At 72.3% G+C, this 19,564-nt stretch carries 17 protein-coding genes; 6 read left to right on the top strand and 11 right to left on the bottom strand.

Annotation, left to right across the window (positions count from 1 at the left end; translation table 11 throughout):
- Nucleotides 1–14 precede the first annotated feature (14 nt).
- Complete coding sequence (locus ACQRWP_RS02690; RefSeq protein WP_430503389.1) at nucleotides 15–1,901, top strand: hypothetical protein; 1,887 nt, start codon at nucleotides 15–17, stop codon at nucleotides 1,899–1,901.
- 24 nt (nucleotides 1,902–1,925) lie between these two features.
- On the opposite strand, the gene ACQRWP_RS02685 is transcribed toward ACQRWP_RS02690, so the two are convergent.
- Both ACQRWP_RS02685 and ACQRWP_RS02680 read right to left on the bottom strand, forming a co-directional pair.
- Nucleotides 1,926–3,722: a hypothetical protein gene (locus tag ACQRWP_RS02685; RefSeq protein ID WP_430500639.1), complete on the bottom strand. Its 1,797-nt coding sequence runs from the start codon at nucleotides 3,720–3,722 to the stop codon at nucleotides 1,926–1,928.
- On the bottom strand, nucleotides 3,722–5,485 hold the full coding sequence (locus ACQRWP_RS02680) for a hypothetical protein (RefSeq protein WP_430500638.1): 1,764 nt from the start codon (nucleotides 5,483–5,485) through the stop codon (nucleotides 3,722–3,724). Before ACQRWP_RS02680 ends, ACQRWP_RS02685 begins: the two co-directional genes overlap by 1 nt.
- 422 nt (nucleotides 5,486–5,907) lie before the next feature.
- Here ACQRWP_RS02680 and ACQRWP_RS02675 point away from each other — a divergent pair, with 422 nt between their 5' ends.
- Nucleotides 5,908–7,101 carry a hypothetical protein gene (locus ACQRWP_RS02675; RefSeq protein WP_430500637.1) on the top strand — a complete coding sequence of 398 codons (1,194 nt, stop codon included), beginning with the start codon at nucleotides 5,908–5,910 and terminating at the stop codon, nucleotides 7,099–7,101.
- A gap of 178 nt (nucleotides 7,102–7,279) precedes the next feature.
- On the opposite strand, the gene dxs is transcribed toward ACQRWP_RS02675, so the two are convergent.
- From dxs to ACQRWP_RS02660, 3 genes are all read right to left on the bottom strand, one after another.
- On the bottom strand, nucleotides 7,280–9,226 hold the full coding sequence (dxs, locus tag ACQRWP_RS02670; protein ID WP_355009346.1) for a 1-deoxy-D-xylulose-5-phosphate synthase: 1,947 nt from the start codon (nucleotides 9,224–9,226) through the stop codon (nucleotides 7,280–7,282).
- Between the two features lie 115 nt (nucleotides 9,227–9,341).
- Nucleotides 9,342–10,625: a class I SAM-dependent RNA methyltransferase gene (locus ACQRWP_RS02665; protein ID WP_430503388.1), complete on the bottom strand. Its 1,284-nt coding sequence runs from the start codon at nucleotides 10,623–10,625 to the stop codon at nucleotides 9,342–9,344.
- A gap of 1 nt (nucleotide 10,626) precedes the next feature.
- Nucleotides 10,627–12,711: an APC family permease gene (locus tag ACQRWP_RS02660; protein WP_430500636.1), complete on the bottom strand. Its 2,085-nt coding sequence runs from the start codon at nucleotides 12,709–12,711 to the stop codon at nucleotides 10,627–10,629.
- A gap of 163 nt (nucleotides 12,712–12,874) precedes the next feature.
- On the opposite strand from ACQRWP_RS02660, the gene ACQRWP_RS02655 reads away from it, so the two are divergent.
- On the top strand, nucleotides 12,875–13,540 hold the full coding sequence (locus tag ACQRWP_RS02655) for a potassium channel family protein (RefSeq protein ID WP_430500635.1): 666 nt from the start codon (nucleotides 12,875–12,877) through the stop codon (nucleotides 13,538–13,540).
- Nucleotides 13,541–13,543: 3 nt separating this feature from the next.
- Nucleotides 13,544–14,233, top strand: coding sequence for a potassium channel family protein (locus ACQRWP_RS02650; RefSeq protein ID WP_430500634.1), 690 nt, complete (start codon nucleotides 13,544–13,546; stop codon nucleotides 14,231–14,233).
- Nucleotides 14,234–14,274: 41 nt separating this feature from the next.
- Here ACQRWP_RS02650 and ACQRWP_RS02645 read toward each other — a convergent pair whose 3' ends face one another.
- From ACQRWP_RS02645 to dut, 4 genes are all read right to left on the bottom strand, one after another.
- Nucleotides 14,275–14,958 (bottom strand): DUF3159 domain-containing protein, encoded by a 684-nt coding sequence (locus ACQRWP_RS02645; RefSeq protein WP_210785171.1) that lies wholly within the window; start codon nucleotides 14,956–14,958, stop codon nucleotides 14,275–14,277.
- Nucleotides 14,959–14,983: 25 nt separating this feature from the next.
- Nucleotides 14,984–15,364, bottom strand: coding sequence for an OB-fold nucleic acid binding domain-containing protein (locus ACQRWP_RS02640; RefSeq protein WP_124816055.1), 381 nt, complete (start codon nucleotides 15,362–15,364; stop codon nucleotides 14,984–14,986).
- Between the two features lie 114 nt (nucleotides 15,365–15,478).
- Entirely contained in the window at nucleotides 15,479–16,141 is a 663-nt protein-coding gene (locus tag ACQRWP_RS02635) for a DUF3710 domain-containing protein (protein ID WP_430500633.1), read from the bottom strand.
- 25 nt (nucleotides 16,142–16,166) lie between these two features.
- The gene (gene dut, locus ACQRWP_RS02630) at nucleotides 16,167–16,703 is read right to left on the bottom strand and encodes a dUTP diphosphatase (protein WP_430500632.1); all 537 of its coding nucleotides are present in this window, start codon (nucleotides 16,701–16,703) and stop codon (nucleotides 16,167–16,169) included.
- An 84-nt stretch (nucleotides 16,704–16,787) separates the two neighbouring features.
- On the opposite strand from dut, the gene ACQRWP_RS02625 reads away from it, so the two are divergent.
- The gene (locus ACQRWP_RS02625; RefSeq protein WP_430500631.1) at nucleotides 16,788–17,321 is read left to right on the top strand and encodes a DUF3093 domain-containing protein; all 534 of its coding nucleotides are present in this window, start codon (nucleotides 16,788–16,790) and stop codon (nucleotides 17,319–17,321) included.
- A 19-nt stretch (nucleotides 17,322–17,340) separates the two neighbouring features.
- Here ACQRWP_RS02625 and ACQRWP_RS02620 read toward each other — a convergent pair whose 3' ends face one another.
- Both ACQRWP_RS02620 and ACQRWP_RS02615 read right to left on the bottom strand, forming a co-directional pair.
- Complete coding sequence (locus ACQRWP_RS02620) at nucleotides 17,341–18,192, bottom strand: hypothetical protein (RefSeq protein WP_430500630.1); 852 nt, start codon at nucleotides 18,190–18,192, stop codon at nucleotides 17,341–17,343.
- A gap of 116 nt (nucleotides 18,193–18,308) precedes the next feature.
- Nucleotides 18,309–18,605, bottom strand: a complete 297-nt coding sequence (locus ACQRWP_RS02615; RefSeq protein WP_007075406.1) for a DUF4193 domain-containing protein — start codon at nucleotides 18,603–18,605, stop codon at nucleotides 18,309–18,311.
- Nucleotides 18,606–19,037: 432 nt separating this feature from the next.
- Here ACQRWP_RS02615 and ACQRWP_RS02610 point away from each other — a divergent pair, with 432 nt between their 5' ends.
- A complete protein-coding gene (locus ACQRWP_RS02610) occupies nucleotides 19,038–19,550 on the top strand; it encodes a LytR C-terminal domain-containing protein (protein ID WP_430503387.1) in 513 nt (170 codons plus the stop codon).
- Nucleotides 19,551–19,564: the final 14 nt, after the last annotated feature.

The following is a 19,564-nucleotide window of genomic DNA, read 5'->3' as shown; positions in this document are numbered from 1 at the left end:
TGGTAGACCCTTCGCTGAATCCCGTGACCGACGCCGACCCGGCCGAGGCCGAGTCGACACGGCGGCCTCGACGCCGTCCGGCCCGAGCCGACCTGTTGGCCCTCGGAGCCTATGTGCTGCTGGGCGTCTTCGTCTGCCTCAACTACTGGGGTGACGTCAACGGCCGGGTCTCCTCGCACCTGCCCACCGATCACAGCTGGTTCGAGTGGCTGTTCGCGCACGGCGCGTTCTCGGTGCGGCACCTGGAGAATCCGCTGTTCACGGCCCGTCAGAACGCCCCGGACGGGGTGAACATGATGGCCAACACCTCGCTGCTCGGGGTGACCCTGCCGCTGGCCCCGCTGACCATGCTGCTCGGCCCCCAGGTGATGTACGCGCTCTACCTGGGCGCGGCGCTGGCGGCCACCGCCGGCACCGGCTACTGGATGCTCTCCCGCCACCTGGTGCGCTCCCGGGCGGCGGCGTTCGTCGGCGGAGCGTTCCTCGGCTTCGCGCCGGGAATCATCCACCACGCCAACGGCCAACCGAACTTCGTGTCCAACTTCCTGCTCCCGCTGATCGTGGTGCGGGTGCTGACCCTGGGTGAGCCGGGCCGCTGGCGACGCAACGGGCTCGTGCTCGGTGCGCTGGTGGCGTACCAGATCTTCATCAACGAGGAGATGCTGCTGCTCACCGCGCTGGCCTGCCTGGTCATCGTGCTGGCGTACGCCGTGCAGCGGCCGCGGGCCACCCGGGCCGCCGCCGGCACGTTCCTGGCTGGGCTCGGCGTCGCCGGCGGGCTGGCCCTGGTGCTCACCGCGTACCCGATCTGGTTCCAGTTCAACGGCCCGCAGTCCTACCGGGGCCTGCAGGGCGGCGTGTTCCACAACTGGGGCGAGGACCTGGTCGCCTTCGTCACCTTCGCCCGGGACACCTGGGCCGGTGACCCGGCCGTGGAGAAGACGATCGGCCTGACCGAGCAGAACACCTGGTTCGGTTGGCCGCTGGTACTGCTCTCGGTGGTAGCTCTGGTGCTGCTCGTACGCCGCTCGCTGGCCGCCCGGATCGCCGCGGTGCTCATCGTGGTGTTCAGCGTGGCCGCGATCGGTCCGTGGGTGCGCTTCAACGGTGTGGAGACCGGTGTGCGTGGCCCGTGGTCGTACGTGTCGGACGACCTGCCGCTGGTCGAGATGATGATGCCGACCCGGTTGACGCTGGTGGTCGCCGCCGCGGTGGGCGTACTGCTCGCGTTGACCTGGGACGCCGCGCACCGCCAGGGGCGCCCGGTGGCCGACCGGCCGCGGGTGCCGGCCCAGCGCAACGCCGAGGCGGCCCCGGCCATGTCCGCCGAGCCCGCCGAGCCCGCCAAGCCGGCCGCGCCGGTCGCGTCGCGCCGTCGGTGGCTGCGCCCGGTGGGGTACGCGGCGGTCGCCCTCGCCGTGCTGCCGCTCTTCCCCCGCCCGCTTCCCGCCCAGCAGATCGACCCGCCGCCGCACTTCATCACCGCGGGCGGCTGGCGGCCGTACGTGCCGGCGGGTCGAACCCTGGTGCCGGTGCCGATCCCCAGCAACGTGCACGGTCTGCCGACGCTGCGGTGGAGTGCGCTGACCGGGCAGGAGTTCCCCGTCCCGGGCGGCTACTTCATCGGCCCGAACGAGCTGGGCGAGGGGGTCTTCGGTGCGCCGAACCGACCGACCAGCTCCCTCGTCTACTCCACCATGGACAGCGGCACGGTTCCGGCGCTGACCGACGAGAACCGCCGCCAGGCCGTCGAGGACCTGCGGTTCTGGCGGGCGTCGGTGGTGGTGCTCGGGGCGCACCCCCGCGAGGCGGTGCTCCGTGAGCTGGTCACCGCCCTGCTCGGGGCACCGCAGCGGGTCGACGACGTCTGGGTCTGGGACGTGCGCGCGCTGGTGGGTTAGTCGAAGACAGCGCCATCGGTCGGCTCAGCCGACGCGGTCCCGGACGTCCCACAACCATCCGCCGTCGACCGGTCGGCCCGGGCCGAGCAGGTCGTCGACGGTCCGGCGGACCGGGTCACCGTGCTCCAGTTGCCCGACTACGACCACCGCGGCCCGCCAGTGCCGCAGGTCCTCGACGGCCTGACGGCGGTCGGCGGCGGTGAGCACCGGCACCGCTCCGGTCTCGGCCACCTGCCGCAGCAGCACCGACGTCGGCCGGTCCGGCGCGCCCCAGCGGGCCGCCGGGTCGTCCGGGCCGCTGGGGCCGATGAAGTAACCGCCCGGCGCGGCGAACGCCAGACCGGTACGGGCGGACCAGAGCATCACCGGGCTGCGCCCGGCACCGGTGACCGGGGGTACCGCGACCACCGTCCGGCCGGGCGGCACCAGCGGACGCCAGCCACCGGCGGCGAGAAACGCCGGCACCGGCGCGACCGGCACCACGCGGATCGGCGTCGGAATCAGGGGCAGCAACGCGGCGGCGACCGCTCCGGCCCACAGCAGCCGCACCGGTAGGCCCGGCGCCACGTTCGGCCCGCGTGCGGGCCGGACCCGGTCCAGGGACAGCGCCACCAGCACACCCAGCACCGGTACGCAGACCAGCGCGAACCGGGCCGGCACCGCGAGATCGAGCAACGGCAGCCCGGCGACCAGCCGGTACGGCCCCGGAATGCCGGTGGCCTCACCGTCCACCCGCAGCTCGTCGCCGAGCGAGAGCAGGGCGAAGACCAGGCCGCAGGCGGCCAGTGCCCGGACCAGCGGTCGTCGCCACTGCCAGATCACGATCACCACGGCGAGCACCAGCAGACCCGGGCCGAAGAACGAGTTCTCCTCGGTCGGGTTCGGCGACAGCAACCCCGGCAGCCAGTCGTCACCCAGCACGGTCTGCCGGGCCGACGCGGTGAACGAGGCGACGTCCAGTTGGAAGCCCTGCGTGGCGAACGCCATCCCGGAGTAGTGCTGCGGGCCGTGGAACTGGAACCACAGCGGGTACGCCAGCGGCACCACCGCCACGCCGGCCGCCACCGCCAGTCGGCCGAAGAGGCCCGGCGCGAGCCGCCGTGCGGCCACCCGGTCCGCGAGCGCGTAACCCAACGCGAAGACCCCGGCCGCGAGCGCCAGGAAGACCAGCACCTCCTCGCCGATGAAGACCTGCCAGACGAGCAGCAGCCCCAGGCCGACGCCGGGCCGCCACACCCCCTGGCGCGTCGTCTCCGAGGCGGGCCGGAACACCAGGGCGAGAATCGCGGGCACCAGGAACTGGGCGGCGATGTGCAGGTGGGCGCCCGCCTGAGCGATCATGCCCGGGGCGAAGCCACAGATCAGCCCACCCACCGCGGCCGCGGCCCGGGTGCCGACCAGCCGGCGGCGCAGCAGCACGTACCAGGCGGTGGCGGTCCCGGCGAGGCAGCAGACTACCGCCACGCAGAACGCCACCTGCGAGCCGAAGAGCAGGGTGACCGGGGTGAGCGGGACACCCAGGCCGAGCACCGAGGTGTTCGCCATCAGGTTGACCCCGTCGGGCGCGTTCAACGCGGAGCTGAAGAGCGGGTTCTCCCCCTCGACCACGGCATGCGCCGCGTGGGCCAACATCCACTCGAAGAGGATCTGGTCACCGGCCTGGTGGAACAACCGCCACGGGCTACCCCACTGCCCGCTGGTCACCAGCACGGCGAGGCCCAGATAGCCGGCCACCACCAGCGCGTCCCGCAGCCAGGCCGGCCGGGACGCGCCGACCGTCTCCGGGGGCGAAATGTTCGGGGACGTCGTCCCGGTGGTCATCAGACCGAACGGTCGGTGAGCGTCCGGACGTCCCAGACCCAGACATCCAACTCCTGGCGGCCCGGGCCGACCAGCTCCTCGACCGTACGTCGCAGTGGCTCGGCGTTCTGCTGCCGCACCGGCAGCACCAGGATCGCCGCCCGCCAGTGCCGCAGCTCGTCGGTGAAGCGCCGACGCTGCCGGTCGTCCAGCTTGGGCGTACGGCCGGTGGTCGCCACCTCCTCCAGCATCTGGCCCACGCCGCTGGGACGACCGCCGAACCGACCCGCGTCACCGGTGTTGCCGTTGCGGGGCGCGAGGAAGTAGCCGCCGGGGATCTTGAAGTCGAGGTTGGTGGCCGCCGCCCAGCGCATGCCGTGCGTGTTGCCCATGCTGGGCACCGGGATCGGCACCAGCGTCTGGTCCGGCCCGACGTACGCCCGCCAACGGTCCGCCGTGATGAAGTCCGGCACCGGCGGCCGGGAGACCATCCGCAGCGGCATCGGCGCGATCGGCAGCAGCGCGAAGGCCAGGCCCGCGGCGGTGAGCACGTGGACGGTACGGCGGTCGGCCGGGCGCAGCGCCCAGGCCCGCTCGACGGCGAGCGCGAGCAGAAGGCCCACCACCACGCTGGTGATCAGCCCGAACCGGGTCGGCACCACCGCGTCCAGCAGCGGCAGGTGGACCAACCACTGCCACGGCCCGGTGATCAGCTCGCGGTCCCACCAGGAGACCCGCTCGCCGAGGGAGAGCACGGCGAAGAACACGCCGGTCACCGCGAGCGCCCGGACGATCAACTCCCGGCGCAGCCAGACCACGATGCCGATGGCCAGCATCGACAGGCTCCAGCCGAAGAAGGCGTTCTCCTCGGAGTAGTTCGGCGCCAGGTTGATGTTGGCTCGCTGGTTGCCGCCGAGGGTGGGCGAGCCGGGAGCGAAGAAGGCGGCGATGTCGTTGCCGTAGTCCTGCACCGCGTCACTGAGCCCGTGGTAGGCCATCGGCCCGGCGAACTGCACGTACAGCGGGTACGCCAGCAGCGCCCCGGCCAGCAGCGCGCAGGTCGCCACGCCGACTCCCAGGGGTCGCCACGCCGCACGCCACCGGGCCGGCTCCTGGGCGAGCACCGCCAGCAGGAAGATGCCGCAGGCCATCGCCGTGAAGAGCAGGATCTCCTCGTTGATGAACGCCTGCGCGGCGACCAACAGGGCGAGCAGGGCCCCGTCCCGGACCGGCTTTCCGGAGCGGGTGAGCACCAGCACCCGCCACACGATGAACGGCAGCAGGAACTGGCTGATGATGTTCGGGTGCCAACTGGCGTGCGAGAGCATCGCGGGCGAGAACCCGCAGAACCAGCCGCCGACCGCCGCCGCGAGCGGGGTACGCACCAGGTGGCGGGAGAGCATCAGGTACCAGGCCATGGCGGTGCCGGCGAGGCCGAGCGTGACCAGCACCACGAAGGAGACCGCCGGACCGAAGAGCAGCGTCACCGGGACCATCGGGATGCCCAGCGCCAGCACGGCCGTGTTGGCCATCAGGTTGACGCCGTCCGGGTAGTTGAACTGCTCGGTGTAGAACGGGTACTCGCCGTGCAGCACCACGCGTACCGAGTGGGCGAGGAAGAACTGCACCTGTGCCGGGTCACCGGTGTAGAGCGAGGCCACCCTGCCGGACGGGTCCAGCCAGATCCGGCTGGTCACCCAGAGTGCGGCGAGCAGGAACAGTCCGCCCACCGCCAGGTGCTGCCGACGCCGAGTCCACCGACGCCACCGCGCCCGCGTCGGCACCGCGCTCTCGGCCGGCGCTGTGGGTTCCGCTGGCGCTGTGGGTTCCGCTGGCGCTGTGGGTCCCGCTGGCGCTGTGGGTCCCGCTGGCGCTGTGGGTCCCGCTGGCGCTTCGGGCTCGGCCGGCGTTTCGGGGTCCGTGGTGGGGGCGGTCACCGCGGGCGGGCCGGCGAAGAGGCCGGCCGGTGTGCGGTAATTCACCAGCTCAGCGGAGTCGGCTGCCGCCTCCGGGTGCGGCGCGGGCAGGGCGCGGGACTCGGCAGGCGTCACAGTCGGCGGAGTCTACCGGAGCAACCAAAACGCCCTAAACCCCCGGTGGTGTCCATTGTGGTGGTTCGAGTGCCGGCCAGCTGAGGCTCCGCACCGGACATCTCGTACTATGGCGCTTTCCGACAGCGACGGCGAGGCGATCGGGGGCGGGCCAGGTGACTCCAGGCCGTCGGTACGGCAGGGCGCTTCCCGTCCTGCTGAGCGCGCTGCTGGCCGGCACGGCCTGCGGCCCCGTAGCCGAGCGGAAGCCGCAGGACCTCCGGGTCGGGTACGACAGCCTGGACGGCTCGCTGGCGGTGTGGCCGCCCCGCGGCGACCTCTCCGGGGACGCCACGGCGACGGCAGCGGTCACAGCGGCGGTCCGGGGCTGGCGGTCGCCGGCCGACGACCGCGCGCACCTGCCCTCGTCCGGCATCCTCTTCTCCGGTCGGGTCGACGGCGCACCGGTGGCGCTGGTGGCCGCCGACGTACCCGGCGAAAGCGCGTCCTGGCTGCTGCAACTGACCCGCGAGGGCGACCGGTACGCGGTGACCCGCGCCACCGAGTACACCGATCCGGGTTACCTCGTCTACTCCGACGTGCTGCCGGTGCAGACGGCCGGCGGCCGGCGTTACCTGGTCTCGGCCCGGGTGCAGAGCCTCCTCGGGCCAAAGGACCGGACGTTGACCATCGCGGACGGTCTCAGCGCACCGGTAGACGTGCCGTCCTGCACGGCCGTCGGCGTGACCGCGACCCTGCGGACCACGGAGTCGCTCCCCCGTGGGCGGGCCGCCGACCGGCTGCTCGACCTGGGCACCGGCACCGTCGACCCGCGTTACCCGCTGGTCCGCGACGAGTCCGGCACGGGCCGGCGGGCGCTCACCGGCCTGGACACCTGCGTGCTGTCCGGCGATCGGGGCCCGTTCGGCAGCATTCCGCGCCGGATCGGGGACCGGGACGCCCCACGCTCGGTGCCGACGTCCTGGCCGATGGCGAAGCTCACCGTGCGCTCGCTCGGCGAAGTCGCCCTCGGCGGCGGCGAGCCGGCCGAGTTGCAGCAGCTCGGCTGGGACACCGACGCCGGCGCGATGACGGCGGTGATCTACCGACCGGCCGACGGGAGCGCACCCGTCGTCTCACCCGCTGACCGGGCCACCCCGTTGCAGGCGTACCAACTGCCGGTGCCCGGTCAGCCGCTGGTGGTGCTGAGCTGGCGGGCCACCCGGGACAGCTCCCTGTCCGTCCCGCCGGGCACTCCCCTGCTGGTCGAGCGCCCCGGCCTGGCGGTCATCCCCACCCCGTCCCGTTCCCAGACCTACAGCCTCGCCAACACCGACAAGACCCACTACCGCTCAATCTCCCCCCGCTAACCCCGCCCGCGCCCCCGCCCGCGCGATCTTGCACTTTCTGCGCCGACAAATCGGGACTCAAGGCGCATCACGCCGACCGAAGGTGCAAGATCGGCGGGGGCGGGGGCCGGGCGAGGGTGTTGGGGATGGATACACGACGGCGGGCGTCCCGAGGGACGCCCGCCGTCGTTCGTTCTCGTCAGTTCTGTGCGGCCGCGTCGCTGGGGGTGAGGCGGTCCGGGGTGGCGTCCAGGCCGGAGATCCAGCCGGTGACGTTGCGGGCCACGTCCTGGGCGGTCAGGCCCAGGTCGGCGAGGATCTGCGCGCGGGTGCCGTGCGGGTGCCAGTCGGCCGGCACGCCCAGGTCCTTGAGCGGCACCCGGACGTCGGCGTCGCGCATCGCCTGGGCGAGCGCGTCGCCCACCCCGCCGACCCGGACGCCATCCTCGACGCTGACCACGAGCCGGTGGCGGGCGGCCAGGTCGACCAGCTCCGCCGGGACCGGACGCACCCAGCGAGGGTCGACGACGGTGACCCCGTAGCCCTGCTCGGCGACCCGGGCGGCCACCTCCATGCCCAACTGGCCGAAGGAGCCGACGGCGACGAGCAGCACGTCGGTACGGGCGGACTCGGCCAGCACGTCGACAGTGCCGACCCGGCGCAGCGCCGGCAGGTCCGCGGCGACCGCACCGGTCGGGAACCGCACCACGGTCGGGCCGTTGTCGACGGCCATCGCCTCGCGCAGCTCCTCCCGCAGGGTGGCGGCGTCGCGGGGAGCGGCGATCCGCAGCCCCGGCACCACCCCGAAGACCGACATGTCCCAGATGCCGTAGTGGCTCGGCCCGTCCGGGCCGGTGATGCCCGCCCGGTCCAGTACGAAGGTCACCGGCAGCTTGTGCATCGCCACGTCCAGCAGGACCTGGTCGAAGGCACGGTTGAGGAAGGTGGCGTAGACCGCGACCACCGGGTGCAGCCCACCGAGCGCCAACCCGGCCGCCGAGGTGGCCGCGTGCTGCTCGGCGATGCCCACGTCGTACACCCGCTCGGGGTACTTGCGGGCCAGCTTGGCGATGCCGGTCGGCTCGGCCATCGCGGCGGTGATGCCCACCACGTCCGGGCGCTCGTCGGCGATGGCCAGCAGCTCGTCGGCGAAGACGTGCGTCCACTTCACCGACGGGGCGGCCAGCAGCGCGCCGGTCTCCACGTCGAAGGCGCTGCCGGGGCCGTGCAGGCAGTCCGCCTCGTCCTCCTCGGCCGGACGGTAGCCGTAGCCCTTGCGGGTGACCGCGTGCACGATGACCGGGCCGCCGAAGTTCTTGGCCGCGCGCAGCGCCGCCTCGACCGCCGTCACGTCGTGCCCGTCCACCGGGCCCACGTACTTGATGCCGAGGTCCTCGAACATGGCCTGCGGGGCGACGGCGTCCTTGATGCCCTTCTTGACCGCGTGCAGCACCTCGTACATCGGCTTGCCGACCAGCGGCGTGGAGCCGAGGGCGTCCTTGACGGTGTCCAGGACCTTCTCGTAGCCGGGGTTGAGCCGCAGCGAGGAGAGGTGGTCGGCCAGCCCGCCGATGGTCGGCGAGTAGGACCGGCCGTTGTCGTTGACCACGATCACGAGGGAGTTGCCGGCGGTGGCGATGTTGTTCAACGCCTCCCAGCACATCCCGCCGGTCAGCGCGCCGTCACCGACCACGGCCACGACGCTGCGCGCCTCGCCCCGGAGGGCGTACGCCTTGGCGAGGCCATCGGCGTAGGACAGCGCGGTGGAAGCGTGCGAGTTCTCGATGAGGTCGTGCTCGCTCTCGGCCTGGCTCGGGTAGCCGGAGAGGCCACCGCGCTGGCGGAGCTTGTCGAAGCCGGCCTGACGCCCGGTAAGGATCTTGTGTACGTACGCCTGGTGGCCGGTGTCGAACAGGAGCCGGTCCCGGGGGGAGTCGAAGACGCGATGCATGGCGAGCGTCAGCTCGACCACACCGAGGTTGGGCCCGACGTGCCCGCCGGTACGGGAGACCTTGGTGATCAGGAAGTCCCGGATCTCGGCGGCGAGGACGTCCAGTTCCTCGCCGGACATCCGCTTGACGTCCTGCGGACCGCGAACCGTCCCCAGCAGCCGGCCGTGGTTGGCCGTGTCCTCTTCAACACTCATGACCGGAGAGTCTATCGGCCCCCCGGTACTCCGCAGCCCGGCCCGAGCCCCACGCACCCGGGCCGGGCGGGAAGTGGGCAGCTGAGCACCCGGTCAGGCGCTGACGCGCGGTGTTCTACCGCGCGTCCGGCGGAAGCAGCAGCCCGACCTGCTCGACGTGCTGCGTCATCGGGAAGAGGTCGAAGCCCCGTAGCGCCGCCAACCGCCAACCGAGGTCGGCGAAGGTACGCACGTCCCGGGCGAAGGCGGCCGGATCACAGGCCACGTACGCGACCGCCCGCGGGCCGGCGGCGGCCAGCGCGCGGACCACCGGGGCGCCGGCCCCGGAGCGCGGCGGGTCGAGCACCACCACGTCGACCGGGCCGGTGATCCGTCGGCGGGCCAGCGCGGTCTCCACCCGGGCCGACACCACCTCGACGCTGGGCAGGTCGGCGAGGTTCTCCCGGGCGGCGGCGACACCCTGCGCCGCCGCTTCGACCACTGTCACCCGGCCGGTCGCGCCGACCCGTTCGGCCAGCCCGGCGGCGAACAGCCCAGCGCCGCCGTAGAGGTCCCAGGCGATCTCGCCCGGCTGCGGGTCCAGCAGCTCCAGCACCGCCGTGGAGAGGGCGTCCGCCGCGGCCGGGTGCACCTGCCAGAACGCGGACGCGGGCAGCGTCCAGTCCCGTCCGGCGGCGACCTCGCGAACCTCGGTCGGGCCACTGACCGGGGTGGGCACCCCGTCGCGGATCTCCGTGACGGTCACGTCCCCGCCGGTGCTGGCGACGGTCTCCACCGCGTCGGCGGCCGGCCAGCGCGCACCGGTGGGGGTGAGCACCGGCAGCTGCTGGATGGCCGGGTGGGCGATCCGGCAGCGGTCGATCGGCACCACCTCGTGCGAGCGGTGCTTGAGCAGGCCGGCCCGGTCCGCGGCGTCGACCGCGTAACGGACCCGGGAGCGCCAGCCGAGCAGCCCACCGGGCAACGCCTCGACCCGGACGCCGAGCCGGTCCAACTCGACGTCGGTCAGCCCGCCGAGGCGGACCAGCTGCTCGCGGATCACGGCGGTCTTCCAGGCCAGCTGCGCGGCCGGGGCGACGTGCTGGAGGTCGCAGCCCCCGCAGGCACCCGGCTTCGCGTACGGGCAGGGCGGCTCGACCCGGTCCGGTGAGGGTTCCAGAACGGTCACCGCGTCGGCTCGGACGAACCCCCGGTGCACCTCGGTGACCTCGGCGATGACCCGTTCACCGGGCAGCGCGTGCCGGACGAAGACCACCTGCCCGTCCACCCGGGCGACACAGTGCCCCCCGGGGGCGACCGCGTCGACGGTCAGCTCGACCCGCTCCGCCTCGGCCAGACCCCGCTCGAACGCCGACGACGCCGACGGTGTCCCAGGTGTCGCGGTCCGCTGACCGCCCAGCTCAGTCACGAGTGTTTCCCATCGTTCCGCTGTTCTCGGGCCCGCCCTCGCCGGGCGGCGTGGCGGCCACCGGCGGGGCGGCGACCACCGGCGGCACGGCGCTCCGTGGCCCCCGCGCCGGGGTCCGGGACAGCGTGGCGTCCAGCCGGTCCAGGTTCTTGCTCGCTGTCGACGCGAGCTGCCACGGCACGCTGACCACCATCACCCCCGGTTCGAAGAGCAGCCGGCCCTTGAGGCGCAGGGCGCTCTGGTTGTGCAGCAGGTTCTCCCACCAACGGCCGACCACATACTCCGGGATGAACACGGTGACCACGTCCCGGGGCGACTTGCGGCGGGTGGAGGCGACGAAGTCCAGGATCGGGCGGGTGATCTCCCGGTACGGCGAGTCGATCACGGTGAGCGGGATGGCCATCTCCCGGCGCTCCCAGTCGGCCTGCAGGTCCCGGGTGTCCTTCTCGTCCACGTTGACGGTCACCGCGGTGAGGGTGTCCGGTCGGGTGGCGCGGGCGTAAGCGATGGCCCGCAGCGTCGGCTGGTGCAGTTTGCTGACCAGCACGATCGCGTGGTTGCGGGCGGGCAGCACGGCCCGGCCCTCGTCCGGCGGGGTCAGCTCGACGGCGATCCGGTCGTAGTGCCGGCGGATCGCCAGCATCAGCACGTAGATCACCGCCATCGCGGCGATCGCGATCCAGGCGCCGAGCAGGAACTTGGTGATCAGGACGATCACCAGCACCGTGCCGGTCAGGCCCATGCCGAACGTGTTGATCGCCCGGGAGCGGACCATCCGACGGCGTGCCTCCGGGTCCCGCTCGGTGCGCAGGTGCCGGTTCCAGTGCCGGATCATGCCGGCCTGGGAGACGGTGAACGAGACGAAGACCCCGACGATGTAGAGCTGGATCAGCTTCGTCACCTCGGCCTGGAAGCCGACGATCAGCACGATCGCGAAGAGGGCGAGGAAGGTGATGCCGTTGGAGAAGGCCAGCCGGTCGCCCCGGGTGTGGAACTGGCGGGGCAGGTAGCGGTCCTGGGCCAGGATCGAGCCGAGCACCGGGAAACCGTTGAACGCGGTGTTCGCGGCCAGGAACAGGATCAGGGCGGTCACCCCGGCCAGCACGTAGAGCAGGATCGACCCGGAACCGAAGACCGTCTCCCCGAGCTGGGTGGTGACCGTCTTCTGCACGTACCCCTCGGGGCCGGAGACGATCTGGAGGTTCGGATCCTCGACGAACTGGAGGTGGGTCAGCCGGGCCAGCCAGATGATCCCGACCAGCATGCTCACCGAGATGGTGCCGAGCAGCAGCAGGGTGGTGGCGGCGTTGCGGCTCTTCGGCGCCTTGAACGCCGGCACCCCGTTGGAGATCGCCTCCACGCCGGTGAGCGCGGCGGCACCCGAGCTGAACGTCCGCAGCAGCAGGAAGATGAGCGCGAAACCGGTCACGCTGTGTTCGGCCTGGATCACCAGGTCGGCGCTCGGCGCGCGCAGCTCGTCGCCCAGCACGAAGACCCGGAACAGCCCGGTGAGCAGCATCCCGAGCATCACGATCACGAAGCCGTAGGTGGGGATGGCGAACGCCGTGCCCGACTCGCGCAGCCCGCGCAGGTTGACCGCGGTGAGCAGGACCACCGCGCTCACCGCGATCAGGACCTTGTGGGTGGCCACGAACGGCACCACGGAGCCCAGGTTGGCCACCCCGGAGGAGACCGACACCGCCACCGTGAGCACGTAGTCGACCAGCAGGGCGCTGGCCACCCCGACGCCGAACTTCGGCCCCAGGTTGACCGTGGCCACCTCGTAGTCGCCGCCACCGGACGGGTAGGCGTGCACGTTCTGCCGGTAGCTCGCCACCACGGTGAGCATGACCACGACAACGGCCAGCGCGATCCACGGCGAGAAGAAGTACGCGGACGCACCGGCGATGGAGAGGGTCAGCAGGATCTCGTCGGGCGCGTACGCGACGCTGGACAGCGCGTCGGAGGCGAACACGGGCAGCGCGATGCGCTTCGGCAGGAGGGTGTGCTGAAGCCGGTCGGACCGGAACGGTCGACCGAGAAGAAGCCGCTTCAGCAGCGAGGTGGGACTGGCCACGAACGCCAAGAGTACGACCACCACGGTGGGGGCGCGGGGGTGGGCGATCACCGCTGCTCACGACGGCGGGGTACGGTCGGTCCCCGCTCGTGACCGGGACGTGGCAGGCTCGCACTCGAAGGCCACCGGCAGCGGGAGCGGGACGCACCTTGGGAGGGACAGCGTGCACGTCGTGATCATGGGATGTGGTCGGGTCGGGTCGACCCTCGCCCACAGCCTGGAGTCCCGAGGGCACTCGGTGGCGGTGATCGACCAGGATGCCGACGCCTTCCGCCGGCTCGGCCCTGACTTCGCCGGGATCACGGTGACCGGGGCCGGTTTCGACGGCGAGGTGCTCCGTCAGGCCGGCATCGAGCGCGCGGACGCCTTCGCGGCGGTGTCGAGCGGCGACAACTCCAACATCATCTCGGCCCGGCTGGCCCGCGAGACGTTCGGCGTGTCCCGGGTCGCCGCCCGCATCTACGACCAGCGCCGGGCGCAGGTCTACGAGCGGCTGGGCATCCCCACCGTGGCGACCGTGCGGTGGACGGCGGACCGGATGCTGCGACACCTGGTGCCGGAGGGCAACGTGGAGATCTTCCGCGACCCCACGAGCACGGTGTCGATCGTCGAGGTGCCCGTACACAAGGACTGGATCGGCCGACCGGTGCGGACGCTGGAGGACGCGACCGGGGCGCGGGTGGCCTACCTGATCCGCTTCGGCATCGGCACACTGCCCACCGGCTCCACCGTCATGCAGGAGGGCGACCAGGTGTTCATGCTGGTCAGCGATGACATCGCGGCGACGGTCACGTCGGTGGCGGCGACGCCGCCGGAAGGAGGGCACTGAGCCATGCGGGTCGCCATCGCGGGCGCGGGCAACGTGGGCCGCTCGATCGCCCAGGAGTTGATCGACAACGGCCACCAGGTGATGCTGATCGAGCGCCAGCCCAAGATGCTGCGCCCGGACCGGGTGCCGGCCGCCGAGTGGGTGCTGGCCGACGCGTGCGAGCTGAGCAGCCTGGAGGAGGCCGACGTCGCCGGCTGCGACGTGGTGGTCGCGGCGACCGGCGACGACAAGACCAATCTGGTGCTGTCGCTGCTGGCCAAGACAGAGTTCGCGGTGCCCCGGGTGGTCGCCCGGGTCAACCGGGCCGAGAACGAGTGGTTGTTCACCGAACAGTGGGGCGTGGACGTCGCGGTGAGCAAGCCGCGGGTGATGGCCGCGCTCGTCGAGGAGGCGGTCACCGTCGGCGACCTGGTCCGGCTGATGACCTTCCGACAGGGCGAGGCGAACCTCGTCGAGATCACCCTGCCACCGACCGCCCCCTACGTCGGTCAGCCGATCCACGCCGTGCCGCTGCCCCGCGACTCCGCCCTGGTGGCGATCCTGCGCGGCAAGCGGGTCCTGGTGCCCAGCCCGGACGACCCGATCGAGGCCGGCGACGAGCTGATCTTCGTCTGCACCGCCGAGGTGGAGGACGAGGTCCGCACGGTGATCCTCGGGCCGGACAGCGTCGAACGGACCCGCAGCTCACGTTGACCCCGACGGCGCGCTGAGCGGGCCGGGTGACCCGGCGTCGCTCAGGCGCTGGGCAGCGGAGCCGGCGGCGACTCCCGGGTGACCCGGCGCACCGTCCAGACCGTGATCAGCAACAGCAGCGCGTACGGCGGGTAGCCGAGCGCCAGCCGGGCCACGCCCAAGGCGGTGTCCTGGTGGGCCAGGTAGAGCCCGGCCTGCACGCCCACCTTGGCCAGCCAGACCACGCCCCAGAGCACTGTCAGCTGGGTGAAGGTGCGCACCAGCTTCGGGTCGGACCGCCACTCCGACCGGCCCTTGGCCACCAACACCGACCAGATCCAGCCCACCAGCGGCTGCCGGATCGCGGCCGAGATCAGCAGGGCGATGCCGTAGCCGATGCCGTAGAGGATGCCGGGAAGGTAGAAGTCACGCTCGTCGCCGGTACGCCACGCGATGGCCGCGCCGACGCCGACGCCGAAGAGCCCGTTGACGGCGTGCCGGATCGGCCGACGCTGGGCCAGCCGCAGCCCGGCGATCAGCACCGCGACGGCGATCGACGCGATCACCGCCGGCCGCAGCTCGCCAATGATGTTGGCCACGACGAACACCACGACCGGGATGCTGGACTCGACCAGCCCCCGCCAGCCGCCGAGCTGGTCGGCCATCTGCTCGGCGATCGTCGGCAGCGGCTCCTCGTCCTGAGGGTCGGTATCCGGCTGTGCCGCCCGGTCCTGTCCCGTCGTCATCGCCGGCCTTCCGTCCGCAGTGCCGTCACTTGGGCGAGTCCAGCTCGTAGTAGGGGTTGTAGATGACCTTGCGGTCGTCCCGCACGGCCACCCGGCCACGGGCGGTCAGATGCCGGCCCGGCTCGATCCCGGCGATGTGCCGTCGCCCCAGCCAGACCAGGGTGACCACGTCACTGCCGTCGTACAGGTCGGCCTCTAGGGTGGGCAGATTGGTGCGCGGCGTGTAGACCACCGTGCGCAGCCGACCGGCGACCGAGACCAGCTGACCCCGGGAGCACTGCTGGGCGGGGATCCCGCCGCACTCGGCGCTCTCCCGACGCAGCTCCTGCGCGTCGATCTCGGCCTCGCTGGCGGTGAACCTCTGCAGGATGCGCCGTAGCGACACCCGGCCCTCGTCGGTCGTCATGACCTCCGCGTCACCCTCTCCACGCTCGCCGTCCCCGGCCGGCCCCGGCGGCGCCGGAACCGTGCCGCCAGCGTACGCCGACGGGGCTGGTTCCGGCGGGCCGGTGCGCGCGGGTCAGACCTGACGCGGCGCGGCCGCGGCGTCGCCCGCCTCGGCCTCGGCCTGGTCGGCGATCTCCCGGGGCAGCCGCAGCGGCAGCGGCTCGCGGACCGGCTTCGCCTCCTGCCCACGGTCGACCACCAGGCCGTCCAGGCACTCGACGAGAGGCCCGGCCATGGCCGGGTCGGTGGCCACCGGGCCCTGGAACACGCCCCGGACCATCCAGCGCGGCCCGTCGATTCCGACGAACCGCAGGTTCGTCGGGCCGTCCGGGGTGTTCACCTGGGCGTGCAGCTCCGGGCCGTACTCGCCGGCGACCTCCTGCGCGCTCGCGCCGTCGCGGAGCAGCGACTGCCGGATCTCCTCGCGCACCTCGTCCCAGATCCCCTCGGACCGGGGGGCGGCGAAGACGCCCAACTGGAGCGCGTTGTCACCGTGCACCAGCACCACCTGCTGGATCACACCCTGCGGGTCGGCCTGCACCCGCACCTCGACGTCGGCGATCGCCGGGATGTGCAGGCTGCCCAGGTCGAGTCGCTGCACGTCGTCGTAGCTCTCGGAGATGTCGTACGGGCCGCGCTCCAGCGTCGGCGTCGCATCGCCCTGGTCCGGGACCTGGGTAGCCCGCTCGTCACGGGTCTGCCGCTCCGCATCGGCCCGCTTTCGGGAGAAGATCACTGCGCCTGCCCTCCGCTGTTCACACTCACCCTGCCACCTCTTCCGTCTGCCCGCGGCCCGGCTCGCTCGGCCGCCGCTCGACCCGGTCCTGGCCCGTCGGCGACGGCACCAGCCCGGCGTGCCCACCGGTGGACCCGTGCCCACCGGTCCCGCGCCGGGACGCGGGCAGCTCGACCACCGGCTCGAACCGCGCCCGCGCGACCTGCTGGACCACGAGCTGAGCGATCCGGTCGCCGCGGGAGATCTTCGCCGGCAGATCCCGATCATGATTGATCAGGTTGACCAGGATCTCACCCCGGTAGCCGGCGTCGACCGTACCGGGCGCGTTGAGCACCGTCACGCCGAGCCTGGCCGCCAGACCGGAGCGGGGATGGACCAGGCCCACGTACCCCTCCGGCAGCGCGATGGCCACGCCGGTGGGCACCAGGGCGCGGCCGCCGGGTGGCAGCTCCACGTCCGCGGCCGCCACCAGGTCGGCCCCGGCGTCGCCGGGATGGGCGTACGTGGGCAGCGGCAGCTCCGGGTCGAGCAGCTGCACAGGCACGGGTACGACGTCGGTCACGGGTCCCCTCTTCCGTCCGGTTCGCGGGGTGACCCTGCCATCCTGCCGGTTCGTCGAGCCGCCGTGCGCCGTACCCTCGCAGGAGTGAGCATGTCGCCCTCCCCGTCAGCCGATCAGCCGCCGGTCGCCGCCCGCTCGGCGTACACCGAGCGCCTGGATCTGCCCTGGTGGCTGTGGCTGGCCGGGCTGGTGGCCGCCGCGTTGCTGGCCGTCGAGATCTGGATGGGCGCCTCCGGCGTCCGCGCCTGGCTGCCGTTCGCCGTGCTGGTGCCGCTGACAGCGGTCGGGCTGTGGTGGCTGGGCCGGATCCGGGTCGGGGTGACCGATGCCGAGCTGCAGGTCGACGACGCCCGCCTGCCGGTCCGATTCGTGGCCGACGTGGTGCCGCTGGACGTGGCCGGCCGACGTGAGGTGCTCGGCGTCGGCGCGGACCCGCTCGCCTTCGTGGTGCAGCGACCGTGGATCGGCGGCGCCGTGCAGGTGATCCTCGACGATCCCGCGGATCCGACCCCGTTCTGGGTGGTGAGTACCCGCCATCCGGTCGAGCTGGCCGAGGCGGTACTGACCGCACGGGACGCCCTGGCCGGTTCCCAGCCGACGGCGGGCGAGCCGAGCTGATCCGACGGCGGAGGGCCGCTCAGGTGCCGGTCGGTGGGCCCGGGAGGGCCGCCGGTGGCGCGGGCCGGGCGATGCCCCGCCGGCGCAGGTCCACCTGGAGTTGGTCGGCCATCTGCTGGGTGGCCCGGCGGTTGAGGAAGCTGGCCACCGCCGCTCCCGTCAGGAACGGCCCGAGCGTGGTGAGGTTGCGGCCAAAACGCCGCAGCAGCATGTCCCGCAACTCCTTGCGGGCGGCGGTGCCGAGCACAGCTCCCACTCCCACACCGGGCACCATCGGGTTGACGCCGCGTTGAGTGGCCCACGAGTGCACCAGCGCGACCGCCCGTTGGCTGCCGGCGGCGGGTAGCGCCACGCCGTGGACCTCGTGCAGCTCGCCGACGAGTTTCAGCTCCACCGCCACCACGGCCACGGTCTCCGCGGCGAGCAGCACCGGCGCGGAGAGCAGGGTCGGGGCCACCGTCCACTCGACGGCGGCGACGCCCCCACCGGCCGCGCCGACCGCGGCGGTGGTCCTCGACGCGTTGCGGATGAGCCGGTCGGCCAGGGCTGCGTCGTCCAGGCCGGGGAAGTGCTGGCGCAGCGTGTCCAGGTCCCGTACCGGCACGTGCGGGGCGATCTCGGCGACGGCGTCTACCATCCACCGCACGGCGGCGCGCGGCTTGAACAGGTCGGAGATGCCCCGCGCACGGGCCTGCCCGACCATCCGCGTCAGAAGTTGACGGCGTCGGGCCGGCGCGATGTCGTCCGCGGTCAGCGCCGCGACGGTGGCACCGAGGTCGTCCGTGCCACGGGTGGCACCGAGGTCGTCCGTGCCACGGGTGGCACCGAGGCCGTCCGTGCCGCCTTCGGTGGTGCCGCCTCGATCGCTCATCGGACCTCCCGGTGCTGTGGCTACCCGCTACGAGTCAAGCAGGTACCCACCGCTGCCGCATGCCTACACCGGCAGCGGCGACCCCGTTCAGGAGGCCGCCGCCGGTGTTGTGGTTGTCAGACGCACTCGCGACAGATCAGCTCGCCGTTACGCTCGACCGCCAGCTGGCTACGGTGGTGGACCAGGAAGCAGCGGGCGCACCGGAACTCGTCCTGCTGCATCGGAAGCACCTTGACCGTGAGCTCCTCGTCGGCCAGATCGGCACCGGGCAGCTCAAAGCTCTCGGCCACCTCGGCCTCGTCGACGTCCACCGCGCCCGATTGTGAGTCGACGCGCCGTGCCTTGAGCTCTTCCAGGCTGTCCTCGCCGAGGTCGACCTCGTCGCGACGCGGGGCGTCGTAGTCGGTGGCCATCGGTTTCACTCTCCCATATCGATGTTGTCGCTTCCGGTTGTAACGCCGGACGACGCTGTTTCGGTTCCGCTGGCCGGCCACCACTTGTGTCGGGCACCCGACCCGAGGACCGAACGGGTCGAGCTCGCCGGGGCGACTCCCCTGCGAGCGCGGAACCTTACCCCCCCTTGGGCGAGGCATGTATACCGCCCTTGCGGCTGAGATGTACGCCCCCGCACGCGAAGTTGTTCCCAATGTGATTCAGGCGACACGAAGATAGGGGTAGTAGTACCCGGTTCGCGGTCGGCGCGCCGGCATGTCGGGCTGTTTCCACGCGACGGCCGGACAACCGTTAACCTCAGCGGCGTATTCGACGGCCAGCGGCCTGAGCGATCGTTTCTGGCCGTCACCACCCACTGAGGTCCGGGGAGTGCCCTGATGAGTTTTGCGCGCGTGCGAGCACTCGTCGTCGTCGGCCTGCTGGCGATCATCGCCCTGGTCTTCGTCGTCGTGGCCGTGGTCCGCGACAGCCAGGGCAACGTGGGCACCGCGGCGGGTTGCCCCGAGGGTTGGCCGCTGGCGGATCTGACCCTGCGCGAGCGCAAAGACGTCAAGATCAACGTGTTCAATGCCACGGATCAGCCCGGTCTCGCCCACACCGTCGCCGACGAGTTCAGCAATCGACAGTTCCAGGTCAAGAAGACCGGGAACGAGAAGAAGATCAACAGCGTCGCGGTGCTGCGGTACGGCCCGAAGGGTGTCGGGTCCGCGCACCTGCTCCAGGCGTACTTCCTCAACAACGCCACCCCGGGCTACGACGAGAAGCGCACCGACGACACCGTGGACGTCGTGCTGGGCAACAACTTCCAGCAGCTCGCCACCACGACCGAGGTCAACCAGTCACTCGGCGACTCGGGCCCGCCGGAGGCGCCGAAGGGCTCCTGCCCGTCTCCAGCGGCCAAGTGACGGTGTAACCGGCC

The organism is Micromonospora trifolii (assembly GCF_050516465.1).
Classification (GTDB): Bacteria; Actinomycetota; Actinomycetes; order Mycobacteriales; family Micromonosporaceae; genus Micromonospora; species Micromonospora trifolii.
The sequence above is the reverse complement of the archived record's forward strand: the minus strand, read 5'-3'. Positions and strand labels throughout refer to the sequence as shown.

Excerpts from the sequence above, each read along its gene's own strand:
- ACQRWP_RS02685 (WP_430500639.1), bottom strand. The coding sequence starts at position 3,722 with ATGACCACCGGGACGACGTCCCCGAACATTTCGCCCCCGGAGACGGTC.
- dxs (WP_355009346.1), bottom strand. The coding sequence starts at position 9,226 with ATGAGTGTTGAAGAGGACACGGCCAACCACGGCCGGCTGCTGGGGACG.
- ACQRWP_RS02650 (WP_430500634.1), top strand. The coding sequence starts at position 13,544 with ATGCGGGTCGCCATCGCGGGCGCGGGCAACGTGGGCCGCTCGATCGCC.
- ACQRWP_RS02645 (WP_210785171.1), bottom strand. The coding sequence starts at position 14,958 with ATGACGACGGGACAGGACCGGGCGGCACAGCCGGATACCGACCCTCAG.
- ACQRWP_RS02640 (WP_124816055.1), bottom strand. The coding sequence starts at position 15,364 with ATGACGACCGACGAGGGCCGGGTGTCGCTACGGCGCATCCTGCAGAGG.
- ACQRWP_RS02620 (WP_430500630.1), bottom strand. The coding sequence starts at position 18,192 with ATGAGCGATCGAGGCGGCACCACCGAAGGCGGCACGGACGGCCTCGGT.
- ACQRWP_RS02615 (WP_007075406.1), bottom strand. The coding sequence starts at position 18,605 with ATGGCCACCGACTACGACGCCCCGCGTCGCGACGAGGTCGACCTCGGC.